20 protein-coding genes are annotated in these 21961 nt (G+C 72.4%); 15 read left to right on the forward strand and 5 right to left on the reverse strand.

The window, feature by feature from the left end; translation table 11 throughout:
* The first annotated feature begins 133 nt into the window (after nucleotides 1-133).
* Together MFF01_RS04440 and MFF01_RS04445 are read left to right on the forward strand one after the other, a co-directional pair.
* Nucleotides 134-2140, forward strand: coding sequence for a 4Fe-4S binding protein (locus tag MFF01_RS04440; RefSeq protein ID WP_238222391.1), 2007 nt, complete (start codon nucleotides 134-136; stop codon nucleotides 2138-2140).
* An 8-nt stretch (nucleotides 2141-2148) separates the two neighbouring features.
* Entirely contained in the window at nucleotides 2149-2643 is a 495-nt protein-coding gene (locus MFF01_RS04445; RefSeq protein ID WP_238222392.1) for a GNAT family N-acetyltransferase, read from the forward strand.
* Between the two features lie 5 nt (nucleotides 2644-2648).
* Here MFF01_RS04445 and MFF01_RS04450 read toward each other — a convergent pair whose 3' ends face one another.
* Nucleotides 2649-3935 carry a c-type cytochrome gene (locus tag MFF01_RS04450; protein WP_238222393.1) on the reverse strand — a complete coding sequence of 429 codons (1287 nt, stop codon included), beginning with the start codon at nucleotides 3933-3935 and terminating at the stop codon, nucleotides 2649-2651.
* Nucleotides 3936-4182: 247 nt separating this feature from the next.
* Here MFF01_RS04450 and MFF01_RS04455 point away from each other — a divergent pair, with 247 nt between their 5' ends.
* The 7 genes from MFF01_RS04455 to MFF01_RS04485 all read left to right on the forward strand — a co-directional run bounded on the left by MFF01_RS04455 (nucleotide 4183) and on the right by MFF01_RS04485 (nucleotide 11394).
* Nucleotides 4183-5286, forward strand: a complete 1104-nt coding sequence (locus MFF01_RS04455; protein ID WP_238222394.1) for a molybdopterin-binding protein — start codon at nucleotides 4183-4185, stop codon at nucleotides 5284-5286.
* Nucleotides 5265-7256 carry a molybdopterin biosynthesis protein gene (locus MFF01_RS04460; RefSeq protein WP_238222395.1) on the forward strand — a complete coding sequence of 664 codons (1992 nt, stop codon included), beginning with the start codon at nucleotides 5265-5267 and terminating at the stop codon, nucleotides 7254-7256. The genes MFF01_RS04455 and MFF01_RS04460 overlap by 22 nt, the downstream gene beginning before the upstream one ends.
* Nucleotides 7253-7804 (forward strand): molybdopterin-guanine dinucleotide biosynthesis protein B, encoded by a 552-nt coding sequence (gene mobB / locus MFF01_RS04465; protein WP_238222396.1) that lies wholly within the window; start codon nucleotides 7253-7255, stop codon nucleotides 7802-7804. The genes MFF01_RS04460 and mobB overlap by 4 nt, the downstream gene beginning before the upstream one ends.
* A complete protein-coding gene (locus tag MFF01_RS04470; protein ID WP_238222399.1) occupies nucleotides 7788-9041 on the forward strand; it encodes a molybdopterin molybdotransferase MoeA in 1254 nt (417 codons plus the stop codon). Before mobB ends, MFF01_RS04470 begins: the two co-directional genes overlap by 17 nt.
* 108 nt (nucleotides 9042-9149) lie before the next feature.
* Entirely contained in the window at nucleotides 9150-9845 is a 696-nt protein-coding gene (locus tag MFF01_RS04475) for an ABC transporter permease (protein ID WP_238222407.1), read from the forward strand.
* Between the two features lie 5 nt (nucleotides 9846-9850).
* Nucleotides 9851-10558 (forward strand): ATP-binding cassette domain-containing protein, encoded by a 708-nt coding sequence (locus tag MFF01_RS04480; RefSeq protein ID WP_238222410.1) that lies wholly within the window; start codon nucleotides 9851-9853, stop codon nucleotides 10556-10558.
* Nucleotides 10531-11394 carry an ABC transporter substrate-binding protein gene (locus tag MFF01_RS04485; RefSeq protein WP_238222412.1) on the forward strand — a complete coding sequence of 288 codons (864 nt, stop codon included), beginning with the start codon at nucleotides 10531-10533 and terminating at the stop codon, nucleotides 11392-11394. Before MFF01_RS04480 ends, MFF01_RS04485 begins: the two co-directional genes overlap by 28 nt.
* Nucleotides 11395-11397: 3 nt before the next feature.
* Here the strand turns inward: MFF01_RS04485 and MFF01_RS04490 are convergent, their stop codons facing one another.
* Both MFF01_RS04490 and MFF01_RS04495 read right to left on the reverse strand, forming a co-directional pair.
* A complete protein-coding gene (locus tag MFF01_RS04490; RefSeq protein ID WP_238222413.1) occupies nucleotides 11398-11622 on the reverse strand; it encodes a hypothetical protein in 225 nt (74 codons plus the stop codon).
* Between the two features lie 26 nt (nucleotides 11623-11648).
* The gene (locus MFF01_RS04495; protein ID WP_238222414.1) at nucleotides 11649-12302 is read right to left on the reverse strand and encodes a PRC-barrel domain-containing protein; all 654 of its coding nucleotides are present in this window, start codon (nucleotides 12300-12302) and stop codon (nucleotides 11649-11651) included.
* A 158-nt stretch (nucleotides 12303-12460) separates the two neighbouring features.
* Here MFF01_RS04495 and MFF01_RS04500 point away from each other — a divergent pair, with 158 nt between their 5' ends.
* From MFF01_RS04500 to mnhG, 6 genes are read left to right on the forward strand one after another with little or no spacing between them, the layout of a single operon-like run.
* The gene (locus MFF01_RS04500) at nucleotides 12461-15385 is read left to right on the forward strand and encodes a monovalent cation/H+ antiporter subunit A (protein ID WP_238222415.1); all 2925 of its coding nucleotides are present in this window, start codon (nucleotides 12461-12463) and stop codon (nucleotides 15383-15385) included.
* Nucleotides 15385-15765, forward strand: a complete 381-nt coding sequence (locus MFF01_RS04505) for a Na+/H+ antiporter subunit C (protein ID WP_238222416.1) — start codon at nucleotides 15385-15387, stop codon at nucleotides 15763-15765. Before MFF01_RS04500 ends, MFF01_RS04505 begins: the two co-directional genes overlap by 1 nt.
* The gene (locus tag MFF01_RS04510) at nucleotides 15762-17324 is read left to right on the forward strand and encodes a monovalent cation/H+ antiporter subunit D (protein ID WP_238222417.1); all 1563 of its coding nucleotides are present in this window, start codon (nucleotides 15762-15764) and stop codon (nucleotides 17322-17324) included. The genes MFF01_RS04505 and MFF01_RS04510 overlap by 4 nt, the downstream gene beginning before the upstream one ends.
* Nucleotides 17321-17809, forward strand: a complete 489-nt coding sequence (locus tag MFF01_RS04515; RefSeq protein WP_238222419.1) for a Na+/H+ antiporter subunit E — start codon at nucleotides 17321-17323, stop codon at nucleotides 17807-17809. Before MFF01_RS04510 ends, MFF01_RS04515 begins: the two co-directional genes overlap by 4 nt.
* Nucleotides 17806-18090 carry a K+/H+ antiporter subunit F gene (locus MFF01_RS04520; protein ID WP_238222421.1) on the forward strand — a complete coding sequence of 95 codons (285 nt, stop codon included), beginning with the start codon at nucleotides 17806-17808 and terminating at the stop codon, nucleotides 18088-18090. Before MFF01_RS04515 ends, MFF01_RS04520 begins: the two co-directional genes overlap by 4 nt.
* Nucleotides 18087-18428 (forward strand): monovalent cation/H(+) antiporter subunit G, encoded by a 342-nt coding sequence (mnhG, locus tag MFF01_RS04525; protein WP_238222423.1) that lies wholly within the window; start codon nucleotides 18087-18089, stop codon nucleotides 18426-18428. The genes MFF01_RS04520 and mnhG overlap by 4 nt, the downstream gene beginning before the upstream one ends.
* Nucleotides 18429-18484: 56 nt before the next feature.
* On the opposite strand, the gene MFF01_RS04530 is transcribed toward mnhG, so the two are convergent.
* Nucleotides 18485-20494, reverse strand: coding sequence for a family 2A encapsulin nanocompartment cargo protein cysteine desulfurase (locus tag MFF01_RS04530; protein ID WP_238222425.1), 2010 nt, complete (start codon nucleotides 20492-20494; stop codon nucleotides 18485-18487).
* Entirely contained in the window at nucleotides 20481-21872 is a 1392-nt protein-coding gene (locus tag MFF01_RS22015) for a family 2B encapsulin nanocompartment shell protein (RefSeq protein WP_283207155.1), read from the reverse strand. Before MFF01_RS22015 ends, MFF01_RS04530 begins: the two co-directional genes overlap by 14 nt.
* Nucleotides 21873-21961 lie beyond the last annotated feature (89 nt).

Consider the following 21961-nt stretch of genomic DNA (forward strand, 5'->3'; position numbering starts at 1 on the left):
CCGGTCGTAGTTTCGAGCCGTTCGAATATATAACGGAAGCGCCCGGTCCCGCGAAGGGGCCGCGTCCGTCCCCAATGCCTCAGGGTCAAACGTGTCCGATCGCATCGTGTTCGCCTGTTCCTGCGAGGGAACCATGCCCCTCGACGCGTCCGCTATCGCGCGCGGCTGTGGCGGAACCCTGAAGACCGCCGACCAGCTGTGCGGACGGGAGCTCGACCGGTTCCGCGAGGCCTTGAACCTCGGCGTGCCCGTCACTGTTTCCTGCACCCTCCAGGCGCCGCTGTTCGACGAGGTCGCCGAGGAGATGGGCGCGGAGGACCGCGTCGTCTACGCCAAGATCCGCGAGACCGCCGGATGGTCCACGGAAGCGGCGCAAGCGGGGCCGAAGATGGCCGCGCTCCTCGCCGCCGCGGCCGAGCCCGTGCCCGACGTCGGCACCGTCGCCCTCGAGAGCCAGGGCGTCGCCTTGATCTACGGCCGGGACGCCGTCGCCATCGAGGCCGGGCGGCGGCTGGCCGGGGATCTCGACGTCACCGTGCTCCTCACCCGGCCGGACGCCGTCGAGCCGCCCCAGCGCAACGACTTTCCGATCCTCCGGGGAACGATAGCGGGGGCCACCGGCCGCCTCGGGGCGTTCACGCTGCGGATCGACGACTATGCCCTCCCAGCCCCCTCGTCGCGCACCCACCTCATCTTCGGCCCGGCGCGCAACGGGGCCACCTCGACCTGCGACGTGGTGCTGGACCTGACCGGCGGTACGCCGCTGTTTCCCGCCCACGACCTGCGCAGCGGTTACCTGCGGGCCGACCCCCGCGACCCGGCGGCGGTGGAGCGGGCGATCACGGCGGCGGCCGACCTCGTCGGCACCTTCGACAAGACGCGGTTCGTGGATTTCCGCGCCGATCTCTGCGCCCATTCGCGCTCGAAGATCACCGGCTGCACCCGCTGCCTCGAGGTCTGTCCCACGGGGGCCATCGCGTCGGCGGGCGATACCGTCGCCATCGATCCGGCGATCTGCGCCGGTTGCGGCAACTGTGCCGCCGTCTGCCCCACGGGGGCGGCCGCCTACGCCGTGCCGCCCGCCGATGCCCTGATGCGACGTCTGCGCAGCCTGATGCTGGCCTATGGGCAGGCCGAAGGCCAATCGCCGACGCCCATCGCTCCGACGATCCTGTTCCATGACGGCGACCACGGTGAACCCCTCATCGACGCGCTCGCCCGCCACGGCGACGGCCTGCCCGCACGGGTGTTGCCCGTGCGCGTCAACGAGATCACGCAGCTCGGCCCCGAAGCCCTGGCGGCCCTGTTCGCCTACGGCGCGGCCGGCGTGCGCATCCTCGCTCGGGCCCGGCCCCACCACGACCTCGACAGCCTCCACCGCACGGTGACCCTCGCCGACACCCTGGCGCAGGCCCTCGGCTACGGCGCGGATGCCCCCGTGGTCTCGGTCATCGAGACCGACGATCCGGACGCCCTCGCGGCGGCCCTGTCGGAGACGGCGCCCGGCACGCCCTCCCCCCGGCCGAGCCGGTTCATGCCCGTCGGCGGCAAGCGCGAGGTTCTGCGCTTCGCCCTGCGCGAGATGTACGAGGCGGCGCCCGAGCCGACCGCCTATGTGCCCCTCGCGGCCGGCGCGCCCTTCGGCGGCCTCGACTTCCGCACAGACGATTGCACCCTCTGCCTCGCCTGCGTCGGTGCCTGCCCGACGAACGCCCTCTCGGACAGCAGCGATCGGCCGTTGCTCGCCTTCGAGGAGAGCCTGTGCGTCCAGTGCGGTCTCTGCGCGGCGACCTGCCCCGAATCGGTGATCGACCTGAAGCCTGGCCTCGACTTCGAGGCCTGGACGGCGCCCCGCCGCATCGTGAAGGAGGAGGAGCCGTTCTGCTGCATCGCGTGTGCCAAGCCGTTCGGCACCCGCAGCACCATCGAGCGGGTCGTCGAGAAGCTGCGCGAGCGCCACTGGATGTTCTCCGGCACGGGCGGCGCGGAGCGGATCAACGCCCTGATGATGTGCGAGGATTGCCGCGTCGAAGCCGCCCTGAACCAGGGGTTCGATCCCCATGCCGGGCCGGAGCGCTCGCGCACCCGCACGACGGAGGATTACCTGCGCGAGCGGACGGAGCGCGGCGAGGCGGTCTGAGCCCGGGCATGGAGGGGCTGCGCTGGCGGGCCATGACGACGGACGACCTTCCCGCCGTCGTGGACCTGGCGAACGCCCTGTTCCCGGACCATTACGAGGCGCCCGAGCGCTTCGCCGAACGCCTGGGCGTGGCCCCCGACCTGTGCCGGGTCCTGGCGCCCGGGCCGGGGGCGATCCGGGGCTACCGTGTCGCCTATCCCTGGCCGCTCGGCCGCATCCCGCCCCTCGACCGGCCCCTACCGGACGGTCTGGGGGCGTGCGGCGCGCTCTATCTCCACGACCTCGGCCTGCACCCGGAGGCGGCGGGCCGGGGGCACGCCCGCGCGGCCGTCGCCGATCTCGTCGCCCGCGCCAGGGAACAGGCCATCGCCCTCGTGGCGGTGAACCGCTCCGCTGCCTTCTGGGACGCGCAGGGATTTCGCGAGGCGCCCGGCGACGCTGCCCTGGCGGACAAGCTCGCGGGCTACGGCCCCGAGGCCCGCTACATGGTGCGGTGGCCCTGACGGGTTCAGGGCAGGGCCGTCGCCTTTTCGAGGAAGCGTACCAGGGCCGCGCGGTCCTCCGCCGCCGTGATCGTCTGTTCCGGCATCCGGGTGCCGGGGGTGTAGCGGGCTGGGCCGACCTCGAACAGGCGGGCGATGGTGGCCGCGTCCCAGACGAGGTCCATGGATTTCAGCGCCTCCGAATAGCGATAACCGGGGGCGGTGGCGATGCGGCGCCCGATGATGCCGGCGAGCGTCGGGCCGGCGCGGGGTCCGTCCTCCGGCGTCAGGGCATGGCAGGCGACGCAGGCGCGGTAGACCTCGGCGCCGCGATCCCCATGGAAGGCCGCGAGGGGATCGGACGGGCGCGGCAGGCTGAGCGCCCCGATGGGCTCGCCCGTGGCGGCGTTCCAGCGCCGGACCAGCCGATCGCTTCCGCCGGTGACGAGTTCGTCGCCTCGCCAGGCGACGGACCAGACCGGCAGGCCCGGCCCGACGAGGCGGCGCAGCACCCGTCCACCGTCGCGGGCGACCACCGCCACGGTCCCGCCCGCCGTAGCGGCCGCGATCCGGGTTTCGTCCGGCGAGAGGGCGAGCGCGATGACCGGGTTCGGCCCGACCTCGACAGCGGCGCGCTCGGTGCCGTCCGGCGTCAGGACGCGCACGGTGGCGTCGCCCCCCGCCACCGCGATCTCGCCGTCGCGGGTCACCGCCAGGGCGTTCAGCGGCGTCGGCAGGGTGACGACCACGGGCGGCGCGGCGCTGTCCACGGCCGACCAGATCCGCAGGGTGGCGTCGTAGCCCGCCGTGGCGATCCGGCCGTCGGGCAGGTACGCGACGGCATTGACGTTGCCCGCATGCCCCACGAGTTCCCGCGCCGGCCCGCCCGCGAGGGGCCGGATGCGCGCGGTCCCGTCCCAGGAGGCCGAGGCGAGGCTGAGGCCGTCCGGCGACACCGCGAGCCCCGTCACCGGCCCGGTATGCTCGGCAAAGACCCGCTCGGGCTCCGACTGCCCCACCCGCCACAGGGCGATGCGGCCGTCTTCGGAGGCGGTGGCAAAGCCGCCGTCCGGCAGGGCGACGACGGCGTTCACAGCCCCCTCGTGGAACCGCAGAACGCTGAGCGCGGTGCCGGTCGCGATGCCCCAGACGATGACCGCCTGATCGAAGCCGCCCGATACCGCGACCTCGCCGCCGGGGAGCACGCCCAGGGCCCGCACCGGGCCGCCATGGCCACGCATCTGCGCGGAGGCCGGCGTCGCCAGCAGGACGGCGAGCAGGCCGAGGGATCGAAGGAGACGCAGGCGCCGCATCGTGGTGTCGGATCCGTTCCCAAACCGGCCGCATCGCGGCGCCCGGACCATAGACGAGGCGCCCGCCCCCTGTCCCGACCTCGGCCCTGGGGCCCTGTGCCGCGCGAAGCCACGTCGGACGGCGCCTCCCGCCCCGCTTGATCAACGTCGGCCGATGGCGCATCGCAGGGGACATGAATGGCCTTGCCCCCTTGGACCTCCTTTTGGAAGCCGGGATTTGCCGACCGCCCATCCCCGCGAAGACCGCATGAGCAACGGCGTGACGCGGCTCGCCTCGGCGGCCCTGATGCCCCTGGCCGATGCGGTCGCCTGCCTGACCTCCGGCGTCTCTCCCGTGGCCGAGGACGGGCGGCCCATCCACGCGGCCCTCGGCTTCACGGCGGCCCGCGATGTGATCGCGGAACGCGATTGGCCCGAGGCGACCACGGCCCTGCGCGACGGCTGGGCGGTGGCGGCCGATGACGTCATCGGGGCGTCTGCCTATGCGCCGATTTTGCTGACCGCGCCGCCGGTCTGGGTCGAGGCCGGCGAGGCCCTGCCGGACGGCGCTTGCACGGTCCTGCCTCCGGAGGCCCTGGAGGGCCGTGCCTTCGTGGCGGATGCCCCCCCCGGCGACGGCGCCCGGCGCAGGGGCGAAGACCTGAAGGCCGGAGCCTGCCTGCTCGCGGCCGGCACGCGCATCGTGCCGAGGCATCTCCTCACCCTGGGCGCTGCCGGTCGCGACGCCGTCCCCGTGCGCGTCCCGCGCATCGGTCTCGTCGCGACGGGACGGGCCTCGCTCGTCGCCGCCCTTCTGTCGGCCCTCATCGCCGCCGACGGCGCCGCGTCGACCGAGGTCATGGCCGCCGGCGACGACCCGGACGCCCTTGCCGCGGCGATCCGCGCGGTGCGGGCCGACGCGGTGTTCGTCCTCGGCGGCACCGGTCCCGGCCGGACCGATCACAGCGTCGCCGCCCTGGCGCGGGCCGGCGCGGTTGCCGCCCACGGCATCGCCCTCCGGCCGGGCGAGACCGCCGCCATCGGTCGCGCCGACGGCTGCCCCGTCCTGCTGCTGCCCGGCCGTCCGGAGGCGGCCCTCGCGGTCTATCTCGCCCTCGGGCGCCCCCTCGTGTCGGCCCTCACGGGCGCCCGTCCGCCGGAGCCCGCGACCGCGACGCTGCTGCGCAAGGTCACGGCCACCATCGGGGTCAGCGACGTGGTGTTCGTGCGCCGCGCCGCCGAGGGGATCGAGCCACTCGGCGGCGTCGACCTCGCCCTGTCGCGCCTCGCCGAGGCGGACGGGGCGATCCTGGTGGAGCCCGAGCGGGAGGGTTACCCCGAAGGAGCGACATGCGAGGTCCTGCCCCTGTGACGAAGGCGGACAGCATGCCCTTCCGCGAGCGACTCGCGGCCGCCGCCCGGCAGGAGCAGTTCCTGACCGTGGTGAGCCGCGAGGAGGCGTCGGCGCGCTTTCGGACGGCGGTCCCCCACGTGGCCCTGCCGGCCGAGAGCGTCGCCCTCGCGGAGGCGTTGGGACGGGTGCTGGCCGAGGATGTCGCCTCCCCCATCGACGTGCCGCCCTTCGACCGGGCCATGGTGGACGGGTTCGCCGTGCGCGCCGGGGACACGCAGGGCGCGGGGGCGGCGAGCCCGCGGCGCCTTCGCCTCAACCACGAGATCCTGGCCTGCGGCGTCGCCCCCGGCCTCGCGGTCACCGAGGGCACCGCGACCCCCATCGCCACGGGCGGCGTGATCCCGCGCGGCGCCGATGCTGTGGTGATGGTCGAGCAGACCGAGTTCTTCGCCGACGCACTCGCCGTCGACCTCGTCCAGGCGGCGCGGCCGGGCCAGTTCGTCGGCTATGCCGGGGGCGACATGGCCGCCGGGGAAACCGTCCTGCGCAAGGGTCTGCGCATCACCGCGCGGGAGATCGGCATGCTGGCCGCCTGCGGCCTGGCCCGCGTGCCCGTGGTGCGCCGGCCCCGCGTCGCGGTCTTGTCCACGGGCGACGAGCTCGTGCCGGCCGGCGCGCCCCTTCCCCCCGGGTCCCTCTACGATTCCAACGGACCCATCGTCGCCGCGTCGGTGACGGAGAACGGCGGCGAGGCCGTTCCCCTCGGCATCGTGCGCGACGATGCGGCCGCCCTCGCGGCGGCCCTGGCGCGGGCGCTGGCCGAGAACGATGTCGTGGTCCTGTCGGGCGGCACGTCGAAGGGGGCCGGCGACGTCTCGCACCGGATCCTGCGCGACCTCGGGGCTCCCGGCATCCTCGTTCACGGCGTCGCCCTGAAACCCGGCAAGCCCCTGTGCCTCGCGGTGGCGGACGGCAAGCCTGTCGTGGTGCTGCCGGGGTTTCCGACCTCGGCCATGTTCACGTTCCACGATTTCGTCGTGCCCCTCGTCCGCGCCATGGCGGGCCTGCCGCCGCGCGAGGAGGAGGCGGTCTCGGCCGTCCTGCCCCAGCGCGTTGCCTCCGAACTCGGGCGGACCGAGTTCGTGATGGCGGCCCTGACGCGGACGCCGGAGGGGCTGGTCGCCCTGCCCGTGTCGAAGGGATCGGGCGCCGTCACCGCCTTCTCGCAGGCCGACGGCTTCTTCGCCGTTCCCGCCGCCCGCTCCGGGGTGGAGGCGGGCGAGACCGTATCGGTCACCCGCCTCGGGGCGGGCTTGAGCCCGCCCGACCTCACTCTCATCGGCAGCCACTGCGTCGGCCTCGACCGCGTCGTCGGGCTCCTGGCCGAACGCGGCCTGCGGACCCGGACCCTGTGGGTCGGCTCGGCCGGGGGGCTCGCCGCCCTCGAGCGCGGCGAATGCGATCTCGCCGCCCTGCACCTCCTCGATCCCGCCACCGGCCTCTACAACGCGCCGTTCCTCGCCGAAGGCTTCACCCTCGTGCCCGGCTGGGGGCGCCTCCAGGGCGTGGTGTTCCGGCCCGGCGATCCCCTGTTCGAGGGGGTGGACGCGCGGGCGGCCGTGGCCGCCGCCGTGGCCCGGCCTGAGACCGTGATGGTGAACCGCAATGTCGGCTCAGGCACCCGCGCCCTCATCGACGACCTCCTCGGCGGACAGCGCCCCGCCGGGTTCTGGAACCAGCCGCGGTCCCACAACGCCGTGGCTGCGGCGGTGGCGCAGGGGCGGGCCGATTGGGGCGTCGCCATCGCCACCGTGGCCCGCGCCTACGGCCTCGGATTCCTGCCCCTGACGCAGGAGCGCTACGACTTCGCCCATGCGGCGGCCGACCGGGCGAAGCCGGCCGTGGCGGCGTTCCGCGCGGTGCTCGCGGAGGCGCCGACGCGGGCGGCCCTGCGCGACCTCGGCTTCGCCGTGGATGCAGTGTCATGAGTGCCCCCCGGATCATCGGCCTCGCCGGCTGGAGCGGCGCCGGCAAGACCACCCTGCTGACGCGCCTGATCCCGGCCCTCGTCGCCCGGGGCCTGCGGGTCGCGACCCTGAAGCACGCCCACCACGCCTTCGACGTGGACCAGCCGGGCAAGGATTCCCATCGCCACCGGGCGGCGGGCGCCGGCGAGGTCATCGTCTCCTCCGCCCTGCGCTGGGTCCAGATCCACGAGGTGGCGGACGGCGCCGAACCCACCCTGGCCGATCTGCTGCGAAAGCTCTCGCCCTGCGACCTCGCCCTCGTCGAGGGCTTTAAGCGCGAGGCGCACGCGAAGATCGAGGTCCACCGCGCCGCCAACGGACGGCCCCCGCTCCATCCGGACGATCCGCGCATCGTCGGAATCGCGAGCGACACGGCTTTCCCGCAGGCCCCTGTTCCGGTGGTGGATCTCGACGACATCGCCGGGATCGCCGACCTCGTCCTCGCCGGCGCCGAACCCCTCGGCGCGACCCTGGACCGCCTCGGGAGGCATCATGGCGCAGCTGAGTGACGATTGCTTCGCCTTCGGCGGAGCCCTGATGCGGATCGAGGACGCGGCCGGTCTCATCGCCGAGCGCCTGCCCGTCCTCGCCGGGACGGAGTGGGTGCCCCTCATCGAGGCCGACGGCCGCGTGGCGGCCGAGGACGTGCGCGCCGGCCACGACGTTCCGCCCTTCGCCAATTCCGCCGTCGACGGCTACGCCGTGCGCCACGCCGATCTGACGCCGGAGGGAGAGACCCGCCTGCCCGTGCGGGGGCGGCTCCCCGCAGGGGCGGCGCCCGAGGCCGTGGCGGCGACGGGAGGCGCCGTGCGGATCTTCACCGGCGCCGCCCTGCCGCCGGGCGCCGATACCGTGTTCATGCAGGAAGACGTGCGCCGCGAGGGCGAGGCCGTCCTGTTGCCGCCGGGCCTGAAGCCGGGCGCCAATGCCCGCGCGGCCGGCGAGGACGTCGCGCGCGGCGAACGCATCATCGCGGCGGGCCGCCGGCTGGTGCCGCAGGATCTCGCCCTCGCGGCCGCCACGGGCCATGCGCGCCTGCCCGTCCGCACCCGCCTGCGCGTCGCCCTGTTCTCCACCGGCGACGAACTCGCGGAACCGGGCGCACCCCTGGGGGCCGGGGCCATCCACGATTCCAACCGGGTGATGCTGGCAAGCCTCCTCACCCGCCTCGGCGCGCAGGTGGACGATCTCGGCATCCTGCGCGACGCGCCCGAACCCCTGGCCCGGCGCCTCGCCGAGGCCGCCCGCGACCACGACCTCATCCTCACCTCCGGTGGCGTGTCCACGGGGGAGGAAGATCATGTGCGCACCGCCGTGGAGGCCGTGGGCCGCCTACTGTTCTGGCGCCTCGCCATCAAGCCGGGGCGTCCCGTCGCCATGGGGCTCGTCGGCGGGACGCCGTTCGTCGGCCTGCCGGGCAATCCCGTCGCGGTCTACGTCACCCTCCTGTTCGTGGTGCGGCCTCTCCTCGCGCGGCTCGGCGGCGAGACCCTGGTCCCGGCCATGCGCCAGACCGTGCGGGCCGCCTTCGCCTATCGCAAGAAGGCCGGGCGGCGGGAATTCGTCCGGGTCAGTCTCGCGACCGGTCCCGACGGGGTCGTGGAGGCGCACAACTTCCCCCGTGAGGGCGCCGGCCTCCTCACCTCCCTCACCGGCAGCGACGGCCTTGCCGAGTTGCCGGACGAGGCCATCGGCGTGACCCCCGGCGATGCCCTCGCCTTCCATCCGCACGCCGCGCTCTGGTAGCCCGGCTCACGCAGGGATCGTCGAAACCCGGCGTATCGGACGTCGACTGCCTATTGATCTTGTCCAGTCAGGCGTAGCATCGCGGGGCGTTGCCACCTGCCGGACGTCATGACCGAAACGATCCACGAGACGTTCGCACGATTGATGACCCTCGACCGCGACGTCCTCGCCATCGCGTGGCTGTCCCTGCGGGTCAGTCTCACGGCCGTCGCGATCGGGCTCCTGCTCGGCATTCCCCTCGGCGCGTTCCTCGCCGTGACGCGGTTCCGGGGGCGGTCCGCCCTCGTCGGGCTGCTCAACGCCTTCATGGGCCTGCCGCCGGTGATCGTCGGGCTGGTGCTCTACCTCGTCCTGTCGCGCTCGGGACCCCTCGGGTCCCTCGGCCTGCTGTTCACGCCCGGCGCCATGGTGGCGGCCCAGGCGATGCTCGCGACCCCCCTCGTGGCGGCCCTGACCCGACAGGTGGTCGCCGATGCCGAGGATCACCTCGGCGAGCAACTGCGCTCGCTGGGCCTGTCGGCTCCCCGCCGGGCGGGGGTGCTCGTCTACGACACCCGCTTCTCCCTCGTCACGACGGCGCTCGCCGCCTTCGGGCGGGCCATCTCGGAGATCGGGGCGGTGCTCGTCGTCGGCGGCAACATCGACGGGCACACCCGGACCATGACGACGGCGATCTCGCTCGAAACCCAGAAGGGCGATCTCAGCCTCGCCCTCGCCCTCGGGATCGTCCTCATCGCCCTCGTCGTCACGGTGAATGCCGTCGCGGCCCTCCTGCGCGGGCATGCCGTCCGCGCCTACGGGTGATCCGCATGGCGGGCATCACCCTCACGGACGTCGTCCTCGTCCTCAACCGCACCATGATCCTCGATCGCCTGAGCCTCGCGATCCCGCCTAACGGCATCACCGCCCTCGTCGGCCCCAACGGGGCGGGCAAAAGCGCGACCCTGCGGGTGATCGACGGCCTCCTCGTCCCGGCGCGCGGTAGCCTGACCGTGCCGGGCACGCGCCGGGCCTTCGTGTTCCAGAAGCCGGCCCTGATCCGGGCGAGTGCGTCCGCCAACGTCGCCCTCGGCCTCGCCGCCTTGGGGCTGTCCCGGACGGAGCGCCGGGCGCGCACCGGGGCGGCGCTCGCCCGGGTCGGCCTCGCCCACCGGGCCAATGACCCGGCGACCCGGTTCTCGGGGGGCGAGCAGCAGCGCCTCGCGCTGGCCCGCGCCTGGGCGGCCCGGCCCGACCTCCTCCTCCTCGACGAGCCGACGGCGAACCTCGATCCCGGCGCCACGGACCTCGTCGAGGCCCTCGTCGCCGAGATGGCGGCCGAGGGCACCAAGGTGGTGCTCGTCTCCCACAACCTCGCGCAGGTGGCGCGCCTCGCCGCCGACGTGATCGTGCTGGCGCGCGGCCGTGCCGTCGAGCACGGCCCGACCCGAACCACCCTTCTGTCCCCGCGCACGCCCGAGGCGCGCGCCTATCTCGATGGAGAACTGCCTTGGTCGTCCCTCGCCGCGGCTTCCTGACCCTCGGGCTCCTCGCCCTCTTCGGCACCGTCGCCCCGGCCTCGATGGACCGGGCCCGGGCCGAGCCGGCCTCCATCGTGGTGGCCTCCACGACTTCGACGGAGCAGTCCGGTCTGTTCAAGCACATCCTGCCCGCCTTCGAGGCGAAAACCGGCATCGCCGTGAAGGTGGTGGCGTTGGGCACCGGACAGGCCCTCGACGCCGCGCGGCGGGGCGACGCCGACGTCGCCCTCGTCCACGACCGGCCGGCGGAGGACGCCTTCGTGGCGCAGGGCTTCGCCAAGGCGCGCTTCGACGTGATGTACAACGACTTCGTGCTCGTCGGCCCGAAGACCGATCCGGCCGGCGCCCGGGGCACGGACATCACCGCCGCCCTGAAAAGGATCGCGGCGGCCAAGGCCCCGTTCGTATCGCGCGGCGACCGCTCCGGCACCCACAGCGCCGAGCTGCGGAGCTGGAAGGAGGCCGGCATCGATCTGCCCGCCGTGAAGGGCGAATGGTACCGCGATGTCGGCCAGGGCATGGGGCCGGCCCTGAACACCGCCTCCGCCCTCGACGCCTATATCCTGGCCGACCGGGGCACCTGGCTCGCGTTCAAGAACCGCGGCGACCTCGCGATCCTGGTCGAGGGCGACAAGCGTCTGTTCAACCCCTACGGCGTGATGCTGGTCAACCCGGACAAGCACCCCACCGTGAAGGCGAAGGAGGGACAGGCCTTCATCGACTGGCTCGTCTCGCCCGAGGGCCAGGCCTCCATCGCCGCCTATCGGATCGGCGGCGAGCAGCTGTTCTTCCCGAGCGCCAACGTATCCCCGGTCACGAAGGCCAAGCCGTAGCCCTCAGCGCGACTGGCGCTGGCGCACGACGTACCAGAGGGCGGCCCCCAGGCCGATCACCACGAGGCTGACCCAGACCCAGTTGAAATCCATGGCCGCCATCGTGTTGGCGGTGGAGTTGGAGCCCGCCGGTCCGGACTCGGGGATCGGCGGGGCCGGGTTCATCGCCTGCGCGACGGCATGACTCGACGATCCGAGCAGGAGGAGAAGAGCCGCGAACCTGGTCATCGATCGATCCTCGCGCTTGCGGTCGGTCATGGCTTTTCACCCGCGAAGCGAAAGGCGGGCGCGGCGGCGAGCTCGGCCTTCGTCATCCGCAATTCGGCTCGCACGGGGGCGTTGCCCGAGTCTCCGGCGAGGATCGTCGCCGGCTCAGCCGGTGCGGTTCGCGCATCCACCGTCCCCGTCGCGTCGGTGACGCGGCCGCTATGCTGGTTCTGGACGGCGCCGAGGACCTCCCGCGTGGTGTCGCTGCCTGGCATCGTCGAGGGCCCGGCTTTGGCCGCCTCCGCCGGGCTCGCGGCATTCTTCGGGGTGGCGACGGAGGTTGGCCCGCCCGTGAGCGGCACGTCGCCGACGTTCCAGGACAGGAGATCGAACGGAACCGCAACGTATTTCTCGCCGATGCCGAGAAAGCCGCCGACGCCGATCACCACCGTGTCGATCCGTCCGTCCGGGCCGAGCAGCACCTCCGCGATGGTTCCGACGCGGACGTGATCCTGTCCGATGACGCCGACGCCGAGGATCTTCGAGACCCGTAGGCTTCCGGCTTCCGGCGCGGTGCGGAAGCGGGGCTGCGTCGTGGCTTCGACGCCCTCGGCCGCCCGCGCGGGGGCGTCGAAGGCGAGGGTGCCCGTCCCGCACAGGAGGACGAAGAGGAGCACGGCGCTCCGGCGATATGGTCTCATGGTCGACTCCGGAGGGCGGGAACGCATCCCTCGAAGAGCCAATGCGCCAGCGGGCGATCCGGTCCATCGAAGCGCCGAATCAGCCTCGCCGGGGCGACAAAGCGCGAAAACTCGTCCAGAGCACGGGTCCGGACCCCGCATTCGAGGCCCCCGCCCCCATGCCTGCCGAGACTTTCCTCGTGGCGGCCGCGCTTCTGCCCTTCCTCGGCAGTGTCGCGGCGGCCCTGCTGCCCCGGGACGCGCGCAACGCCGCCGCCCTCCTCGCCGGCGTCGTGACGCTGGCGAGCCTCGCCTGCATCGGCGCGCTCTATGCTCGCGTCAGTGCCGGCCCCGTGGTGTGGATCCTCGACTGGCTGCCGACGCTCGGCGTCGGGCTGACCTTGCGCCTCGACGGGCTGGCCTGGCTGTTCGCCGTGCTGGTGCTCGCCATCGGCGCCCTCGTGGTGCTGTACGCGCGCTACTACATGTCGGCGCAGGATCCGGTGCCGCGCCTGTTCTCGTTCCTCCTCGCCTTCGTCGGCGCGATGCTGGGCATCGTGCTCGCCGGCAACCTCATTCAGCTCGTGGTGTTCTGGGAACTGACGAGCGTCTTCTCCTTCCTGCTGATCGGCTACTGGTACGACAACCGCGCGGCTCGCGACGGCGCCCGCATGGCGCTGACCATCACGGCTTTGGGCGGCCTGTGCCTCCTCGTCGGCATGATCCTCGTCGGGCGCATCGTTGGCAGCTACGATCTTTCCGTGGTGCTGGCGTCCGGCGACGCCATCCGGTCGAGCCCGCTCTACCTGCCGGCCCTCGTGCTGATCCTCATGGCGGCGCTCACGAAGTCGGCGCAGTTCCCGTTCCACATCTGGCTGCCCCGGGCCATGGCGGCGCCGACGCCCATCAGCGCCTACCTGCACTCGGCCACCATGGTGAAGGCCGGTATCTTCCTCATGATCCGCCTGTGGCCGGTGCTGGCCGAGACCGACGCATGGTACTGGATCGTCGGCACCGCCGGCATGGCGACGATGCTGGTGGGGGCCTGGAGCGCGATCTTCCAGCACGATCTCAAGGGGCTGCTGGCCTATTCGACGATCAGCCACCTCGGGCTCATCACCCTGCTGCTCGGCCTCAACTCGCCCCTCGCCGTCGTCGCGGCGATCTTCCACACGGTGAACCACGCCACCTTCAAGGCGTCGCTGTTCATGGCCGCCGGCATCATCGACCACGAGACCGGCACCCGCGACATGCGCCGCCTCAGCGGCCTGTGGCGGGCGATGCCCCACACGGCGACCCTCGCCATGGTGGCCGCCGCCGCCATGGCCGGCGTGCCCCTCCTCAACGGCTTCCTGTCGAAGGAGATGTTCCTGTCGGAGGCCGTCGACAACGTCGGCGACCATCCGGTCCAGCTCGCCCTTCCGGTGCTGGCCACCGTCGCCTCGGCCTTCACGGTGCTCTATTCCCTGCGCTTCATCCGCCAGACCTTCTTCGGGGCAGCGCCGCACGATCTGCCGAAGGCGCCGCACGAGCCGGTGCGCTGGATGCGGCTTCCCATCGAAGTCCTTGTTCTCGCCTGTATCGCGGTCGGCCTCGTTCCGAACCTCACCATCGGGCCGGCTCTTCTCGTCGCCGCTCGCGCGGTGTTCGGCGGGGCCACGCCGGACTACGACCTCGCGATCTGGCACGGCGTCAACGCGGCGCTGGCCCTTAGCATGGGCGCGCTCGCCGGCGGCGTCGGCCTGTATCTCGCCTTCGGCCGGCGCATCAACAACAACCCACGGGGCGGCCCCTGGCTCATGCACCGCCTCGACGGCGGCTGGATGTTCGAGCGGGCCATGACCGGCCTCGTGCGGGGCGCGCGGTGGCTCGAAGGAGCCCTCGGGGCGACCCGTCTCCAGGCGCAGCTGCGCACCCTGTTCCTCGTCGCTCTGATCGCCGGCCTGTCGGCGGTCCTCGCGGGTGGTCCGGCCGCCGTGCCGTCGGTGCCCCTCACCGGGATCGATCCCGCCTTCGCGCTCCTGTGGCTCGTGGGTGGCGCCTGCGCCGTGGGGGCGGCCGAGCGCGCCAAGTATCACCGCCTCTCCGCCGTGATCCTCACGGGCGGTGCCGGCCTCGTCGGCAGTCTCACTTTCGTCTGGCTGTCGGCGCCCGACCTCGCGGTGACCCAGCTCCTCGTCGAGATCGTCACCACGGTGCTGCTGCTGCTGGGCCTGCGCTGGCTGCCCAAGCGCGACGAGGCCATCGTGGCGCCCCCCGACGAGACTCGCCGCGCCCGCCGCCGCCGCCTCACTGACCTCGTCGTCGCGGCCGCTGTGGGAACGGGGCTCGCCGGTCTTGCCTACGCGGTGATGACCCGGCCGGCGCCCGAGGGCATCGCTCGCTGGTTCATCGAGGCGGCCTATCCCCAGGCCGGCGGGCGCAACGTCGTCAACGTCCTGCTCGTGGATTTCCGCGCCTTCGACACCCTGGGCGAGATCAGTGTCCTCGGGATCGTCGGCCTGACGGTGTTCGCCCTGCTGCGGCGGTTCCGCCCGGCCGCCGACAGCCTCGAGCGCCCGAGGCAACAGCTTCGGCAGGAGGCCGCCGACCGTGCCCACGCCGACCGCGCGGTCGGGGACACCGCTACCGACGCCATGCTGATCCCCGCCGTGGTGATCACCTGGCTGTTCCCGTTCGTCTGCGTGCTCGCCCTGCACCTGTTCCTGCGCGGGCACGACCTTCCGGGCGGCGGGTTCGCGGCCGGAATCGCCCTCACCATCGCGTTCGTCCTCCAGTACATGGCCCATGGCGCCCAATGGGTGGAGGAGCGCCTGCGCATCCGGCCAATCGCCTGGATCGGCGTCGGTCTCCTCGTCGCCGGGGTGGCGGGCGCGGTGCCGTGGCTGTTCGGCCGCCCCTTCCTCACCGCTGCCTTCCAGTATGCCGAGGTGCCGGTGCTGGGTAAGATCCCCGTGGCCTCTGCCGTCGCCTTCGATCTCGGCGTCGTCGTCCTCGTGGTGGGGGCCAGCGTCCTCATGCTCGTCGCCCTGGCGCGGCAATCCCTGCGCCGGGCCCGCGAGGCGGCGGTCGAGCAGGATTCCAGGCTGGAGACCCGCGCCTGATGGAGATCGTCCTGTCGCTGGGGATCGGCGTGTTCGCCGCCTCGGGCGTGTGGCTGCTTCTGCGCCCGCGCACCTTTCAGGTCGCCCTCGGCCTGTCGCTCCTGGCCTACGCGGTGAACCTCTTCATCTTCGCGATGGGCCGCCTAAAGGTCGGCGCCCCGCCAGTCCTCGAATCCGGCACCGATGCGGCGGGAATCGCCGATCCCGTGCCCCAGGCCCTGGTACTCACCGCCCTCGTCATCAGCTTCGCCCTGACCGCCCTGTTCCTCGTCGTTCTCCTGGCCGCCCGGGGCGTCACCGGCAGCGACCACGTCGACGGACAGGAGCCCGGACAAGAGACCGGCCAAGGGAAGCCCAGCCAACGGGAGCCCGGCCGATGAGCGCCTGGAGCGACCACCTCCTCGTCCTGCCCATCGTGCTGCCCATCGCGGCGTCCGGGATCATGCTGCTCCTGGACGAGCGGCGCAGCGGGCTGAAAGCAGCCATCAGCCTCGCCACGGCGACGGCGCTCCTCGTCACCGCCCTCGCGTTGGCATGGCGCATGACCGACACTCCGGAGGTCTACCGCCTGGGCAACTGGGCCGCGCCCTACGGCATCGTCCTCGTGGCCGACCGGCTCTCCGCCATGATGCTGATGCTGACGGGTGTGCTCGGCCTCGCCGCCCTGGTCTTCGCCGTGGCGCGCTGGGACCGGGCGGGCCCGCGCTTCCACGCCCTGTTCCTCCTCCTGCTCATGGGGGTGAACGGCGCCTTCCTCACGGGTGACCTCTTCAACCTGTTCGTGTTCTTCGAGGTGATGCTGGCCGCCTCCTACGGGCTGGTGCTGCACGGCTCCGGCGAGGCCCGCATCCGGGCGGGCCTTGCCTACATCGCCGTGAACCTCATCGCGTCCCTGTTCTTCCTCGTCGGCGTCAGCCTCGTCTACGGGACCATGGGCACCCTCAACATGGCCGACCTCGCCCGGCGCCTGTCGGAGACGGGCGGCGGGGCGGGCCTGTTCGAGGCCGGATGCGCGGTGCTCGGTATCGCGTTCCTCATCAAGTGCAGCGCTTGGCCCCTCGGGTTCTGGCTGCCCCCGACCTACGCCGCCGCGAGTCCGCCGGCGGCGGCGGTCCTCGCGATCCTGAGCAAGGTCGGCGTCTACGTCGTGGTGCGCCTGAGCCTGCTGCTGTTCGGTGCGGGCGCCTCGGAAGGGTTCGGCCAGGGCTGGTTGTTCGCCGCCGGCCTCGCCACGATTGCGTACGGCACCCTCGGCATCCTCGGCGCCCGCGATCTCATGCGGGCGGCGGCCTATGCGGTGATGATCTCGTCCGGCACCGTGCTGGCCGCCCTCGGCACGGGCAACCGCGCTGCCCTCTCGGGCGCCCTGTTCTACCTCGTCGGCTCGACGTTGGCTGCCGGCGCGCTGTTCCTGCTGGGCGAGATCCTCCAGCGCGGCCGCGACCCCGCCGCCGCCTCCCTCGCCGTCTTCGCCGACGAGTACCGCGATCCCTTCGACGACGAGGGCGCCACCGAGACCGGCCGCGCGATCCCGGCGGCGGTGGCCATCGTCGGGGGCGCCTTCCTGTTCTGCGCCCTCATGCTCGCGGGCCTGCCGCCGCTCGCCGGCTTCGTCGGCAAGCTCGCGATGTTCTCCGGCCTCGCCGCCGGGGCGATGCCGCCCGCCGCCTGGGCCTTCATCCTCGTGCTGACGCTCTCCAGCCTCGGCACGCTGATGCCCCTGGTGCGCCTCGGAACCCTCGGGTTCTGGGTGCCGCACGACGATTCCGACCCGGTGATCGGGCCCTTGGAATTCGCCGCCCTGGCCGGGCTCCTCGGCGCCTGCCTCGTGCTGACCCTGTGGGGCGGGGCGGGCCTGGCCTATACCGACCGGACCGTCGCGGGGCTGTCGAACGCCGCCGGCTACATCGGTGCCGTCCTCGGGAGCGGCACGCCATGAGCCGGCTCCTGCCCCATCCCCTGCTCTCCCTCGCGCTCGCGGCCATGTGGGGGCTGCTGAACGCCCCCGTCACCCCGGCGACGGCGCTTCTCGCCGGGCTCGTTGGGTGGCTCGTGCCCTTCGTCATGCGGCTCCTGCGGCCCGGTGCCGTGCGCGTGCGCGCGCCGGGCGTGATCCTCCGGCTCGCCGGGACGGTCCTCGTCGACGTGGTGCGGTCCAACATCGACGTCGCCCGGGTGATCCTCGGACTCAACGCCGGGACCCGCCGCACCGGCTTCGTCTCGATCCCCCTCGACCTGCGCAACCCCACCGGCTTGGCGGTCCTGTCGATCATCGTCACGGGCACGCCCGGCACCCTGTGGGTCCAGTACGATTCCGGCACCGGCCGCCTGCTCCTCCACGTCCTCGATCTCACCGACGGCGATGCCTGGGTCCGCCGGATCAAGGACCGCTACGAGCGCCCGTTGATGGAGATCTTCTCGTGAGCGCCGCCACCCTCCTCGCCTGGGGCCTCGGCCTCGCTCAAGGCATGCTCGTCCTCGCCATGGCGCTGGCCGCCTGGCGGGCGTTGCGCGGTCCCCGTGCCCAGGACCGCGTGCTCGGCCTCGACACGGTCTACCTCAACGGCATGCTCGCGATCATGGTGCATGGCCTGCGCACCGGCAGCGGCCTTGCCTTCGAGGCCGCCCTGGTCGTCGCCCTCCTGGGCTTCGCCGCCACCCTGGCCCTGGCGAAGTTCCTCATGCAGGGTGAGGTGATCCAGTGACGGGCGCGGATGTTCCGGTCTGGACCGCGTGTCTCGTGGTCGTCCTGGCGCTCACGGGGGCGGGGTTCTCCCTCGTCGGCGCCATCGGCCTCGTGCGGCTGCGGACCTTCTACGAGCGCGTCCACGCCCCGACCCTCGGGGCAACCCTCGGCATGGCCCTGATCGTGGCGGCCTCGATCCTCTTCTTCTCGGTGGCCGAGGGGCGCCTCGTCCTGCGCGACCTTCTGATCGGCGTGTTCCTCACGGTGACCACGCCCGTGACCCTGATCCTCCTCGGCCGCGCCGCCACCTATCGCGACCGGGCCGAAGGCAATCCCGACGCGCCGCCCGATCCGTAGATCCCGACGACGTCCGACCGGCGGCCCCCCGAGGGGCGCCGGTCGGTTGCTTCGCGTCAGCGGCGCGGCAGGGAATGCAACGCCTTCAGGAACACGTCGACGTCGTGCCGGGTGTTGTAGAAGGCGAGCGAGGCGCGCACCGACTGGTCGACGCCGAACCGGCGCAGGGCCGGCAGGGCGCAGTGATGCCCTGAGCGCACCGCGATGCCGCGCGCGTCGAGGTGGTGGGCCACCGCCTCGTTCTCGTGTCCGTCGATGACGAAGGACATGACGCTGGCCTTGCTGCGGGCCGTGCCGAGGAGGCGCAGGCCCCTCACCTCGGCAAGCCCACCTTGCGCGTATTCGAGGAGGTCGTGCTCGTAGGCCGCGATGCCGGGCAGGCCGACGCTTTCGAGGTAATCGAGGGCGGCCCCCAGGCCCACCGCCCCGGCGATGTCGGGCGTGCCGGCCTCGAACTTCTCCGGCGCGCCTTTGTAGACGGTCTTCGAGAACGTGACGTCCTCGATCATGTGGCCGCCGCCCTGCCAGGGCGGCATCGCCTCCAGGAGGTGCTTCTTGCTGTAGAGGGCGCCGATCCCCGTCGGCCCGAACACCTTGTGGCCGGAGAACACGAGGAAGTCGGCATCGAGCGCCTGCACGTCCAGCGGAATGTGTGGTGACGACTGGGCCGCGTCGACCAGCACCGGCACGCCGTAGGCGTGGGACAGCGCGATGATCTCACGAACCGGGTTGATGGTGCCCAGCGCGTTCGCGACGTGGGTCACCGACACGATCTTGGTGCGGCCCGACAGCAGGGCGGCGAATTGCTCGAAGATGATCTCGCCCCGGTCGTCCACCGGGATCACCCGCAGGGTCGCCCCCGTGGCCTGGGTCAGAAGCTGCCAGGGCACGATGTTGGCATGGTGCTCGATCTGGGAGACGATGATCTCGTCGCCCGGACCGACGTTGGCGCGGCCATACGAATTGGCCACGAGGTTGATCGCCTCCGTGGTGCCGCGCAGGAAGACGATGTCGTCCTTGGAGGGCGCGTTGAGGAAGCGCCGCACCTTCTCGCGGCCGCCCTCGAACAGGTCCGTGGAGCGCGCCGCCAGGGTGTGGGCGGCGCGGTGGATGTTCGAGTTGTGGCGGGCGTAGAACTCGCTCGTCGCGTCGATGACGCTTTGCGGCTTGTGGGTGGTAGCCGCGTTGTCGAGCCAGACCAGGGGGTGACCGTTGACGCTCTGGTGCAGGGCCGGGAAGTCCTTGCGGACACGCTCGACGTCGAAGGGTGCGGCCACGGGGCTGGAGCCCTGCGTCGAGACATGGGGCGCAGGCCCGTGACCCTGGCCGTGGCCCGGCTGCCCCCGGGGCGACGCGTCGCCCGGGCGGCTGCGGTCGGTGAGGAAGTAGTAGTCCCCCTTCGAGAATGGCTCGTCGGCGATGTCGACCCTGCGGGTCGCGTCTCGCCTAGCCGGCTCCGGCGAGAGCCGGCCGGTCCGCGAAAAGGCCTCCTGGGCCTCGTCCTTGCCGTGGCTGCCGGGCGCCGCCGGAACCAGGGAGGGGGCGAGGCCGTGGGCGAACCCGTTCGCGCGCGGATGGTCCGTCGCGACCGTGCGGTGGAGGTCGGCGCCGCCGGGCAAGGCGGCGGCCACCTCGGGCACGCTCGGCACGAAGAATTCCGGCAGGGTCCGCCCCGGGGCCTGTGCCTCCGGGTGCACCGAGGGGAACACCGAAGCCTGCGCAAAGCCCGGCCCCGACAGTCCGGCCAAGCCGACCGGCGGCGCGCCGAACGCGCGCGCCGCGAGCGTCGCGACGTCGGGCTGCAGGCCCGAGGGCGCCGAACCCGATGGGACCGAGGGCGTGCCCAGATCCGCCTTGGGAGCCAGGGGATGGCCGAACCCTTGCGGAAGGTTCTCGAGGCCCTGCGGCGCTTGCGGGGTCTGCGGCAGGTTGGAGGTCAGGGGCGCACTTGCGGCCTGCCCCTGACCGTAGATCTCGCGGGCGAGGCGCCCGACGAGATCGAAATGCGCCGCATCGCCGAACACCCCCGTGGGGAGGCCGACGGACGGTGCGTCAGGCGTAGTCATGATAGTTGCCCAGGAGCACGTTATCGAGACGGGCAATGGCGTCCTCGACCAGCACGGCGGCCGAGAAGTAACGGGTCACGAGGTGCGAGGCGATGGAATGGTCGTTGGTGCCCATGTAGCGCACCGACAGGCCGGTCTCGATCTCGCCGGTGACGCCGGACTTCTGCAGGCCGACCACGCCCTGCTCGCCCTCGCCGACGCGCAGGAGCAGGATCGAGGTGGTCTGGGCGCCGGTCACCGGATCGATGTCGATGGGCAGCTTGTCGCTCGGCACGATGGGCACGCCGCGCCAGGTGAGGAAGGGCGAACCGAACAGGTGGATCACCACCGGCGGCACGCCACGCCGCGTCGCCTCACGGCCGAAGGCCGCGATGGCGCGGGGATGGGCCACGAAGAAGGCGGGCTTCTTCCACACCAGGGTCAGGAGCTCGTCGAGATCGTCTGGGGTGGGCGGGCCGCCGCGGGTGGGGATGCGCTGGCGCTGGCTGACCTCGTGCAGCAGGCCGAACTCGGAATTGTTGAACAGCTCCCACTCCTCGCGCTCCTTCACGGCATCGACCGTGAGGCGGATCTGCTCGCGGAGCTGGTCGATCTCGTTGGAATAGAGATCGGTGACGCGGGTGTGGGTGTGGAGGATCGTCTGGATCGTCGAGAGGTGGTACTCGCGCGGGTCCTCCTCGTAATCCACGAAGGTGGTGGGCAGGCGCGGCTCGCCGGTATGGACCGCAAGCAGCTCGATGCCCTGCTCGCCGTGGGAGTTCGTGTGGCCCTTCAGCCGGTCACGCTCCTCGACGTATTGGGTGATGCGCGAGCGAATGCCTTCGTCCTCGATGGCCGAGCGGTCGAGGGTGAGCAGGGTCACCGCCGAGAGCGCCTTCACGGCGGGAGCAGGCGTGTTCTCGCCGACGAGATCGCCGTCGCCGAAATAGTCGCCGCCGGTGGCCAGACCCTGGCGCAGGCGTCCCTTGAACGGGCCCGACAGGGTCAGTTCGACGGTGCCGTCGGCCACCACCGTGAGGCTGCGGTCGGTTGAGCCTTCCTCAGCGATGACCTCACCGGCCTTGTGCTTCGAGGCGGTGAACTTCGCGGCGAGCGCGCTGAGTTCGGCGTCGCCCAGCCGGCTGAACAGCGGGATGCGCCGCAGGGAGGCGGGGCGCACGGCGCGGCCTCCCTTCTCGTTGGACAACTCGATCCGGCCGGGCTTCGCCAGCACGACGGCGCGACGGTTCACCCGGTAGACGCCGCCGGCGACGTCGACGAACGGCAGCAGGCGATGGAACCAGCGCGGCGTGTTGGCCGCGTTCTGCACCGACGTGACGGTCGCGGTGGCGAGATTGCGTGCCGCAGAGGCGCTCACGCTCAGACCGGGTCCACTCATAAGGGGTCGTCTCCGTATAGTGCGGGGGAAGTCGTTCGGCGAAGTCCAAGGGGGCGCCGCGATGCGATCATGATCGCATCGGAACCGCG

The sequence above is a fragment of the Methylobacterium adhaesivum genome, from assembly GCF_022179065.1.
Lineage (GTDB): Bacteria > Pseudomonadota > Alphaproteobacteria > Rhizobiales > Beijerinckiaceae > Methylobacterium > Methylobacterium adhaesivum.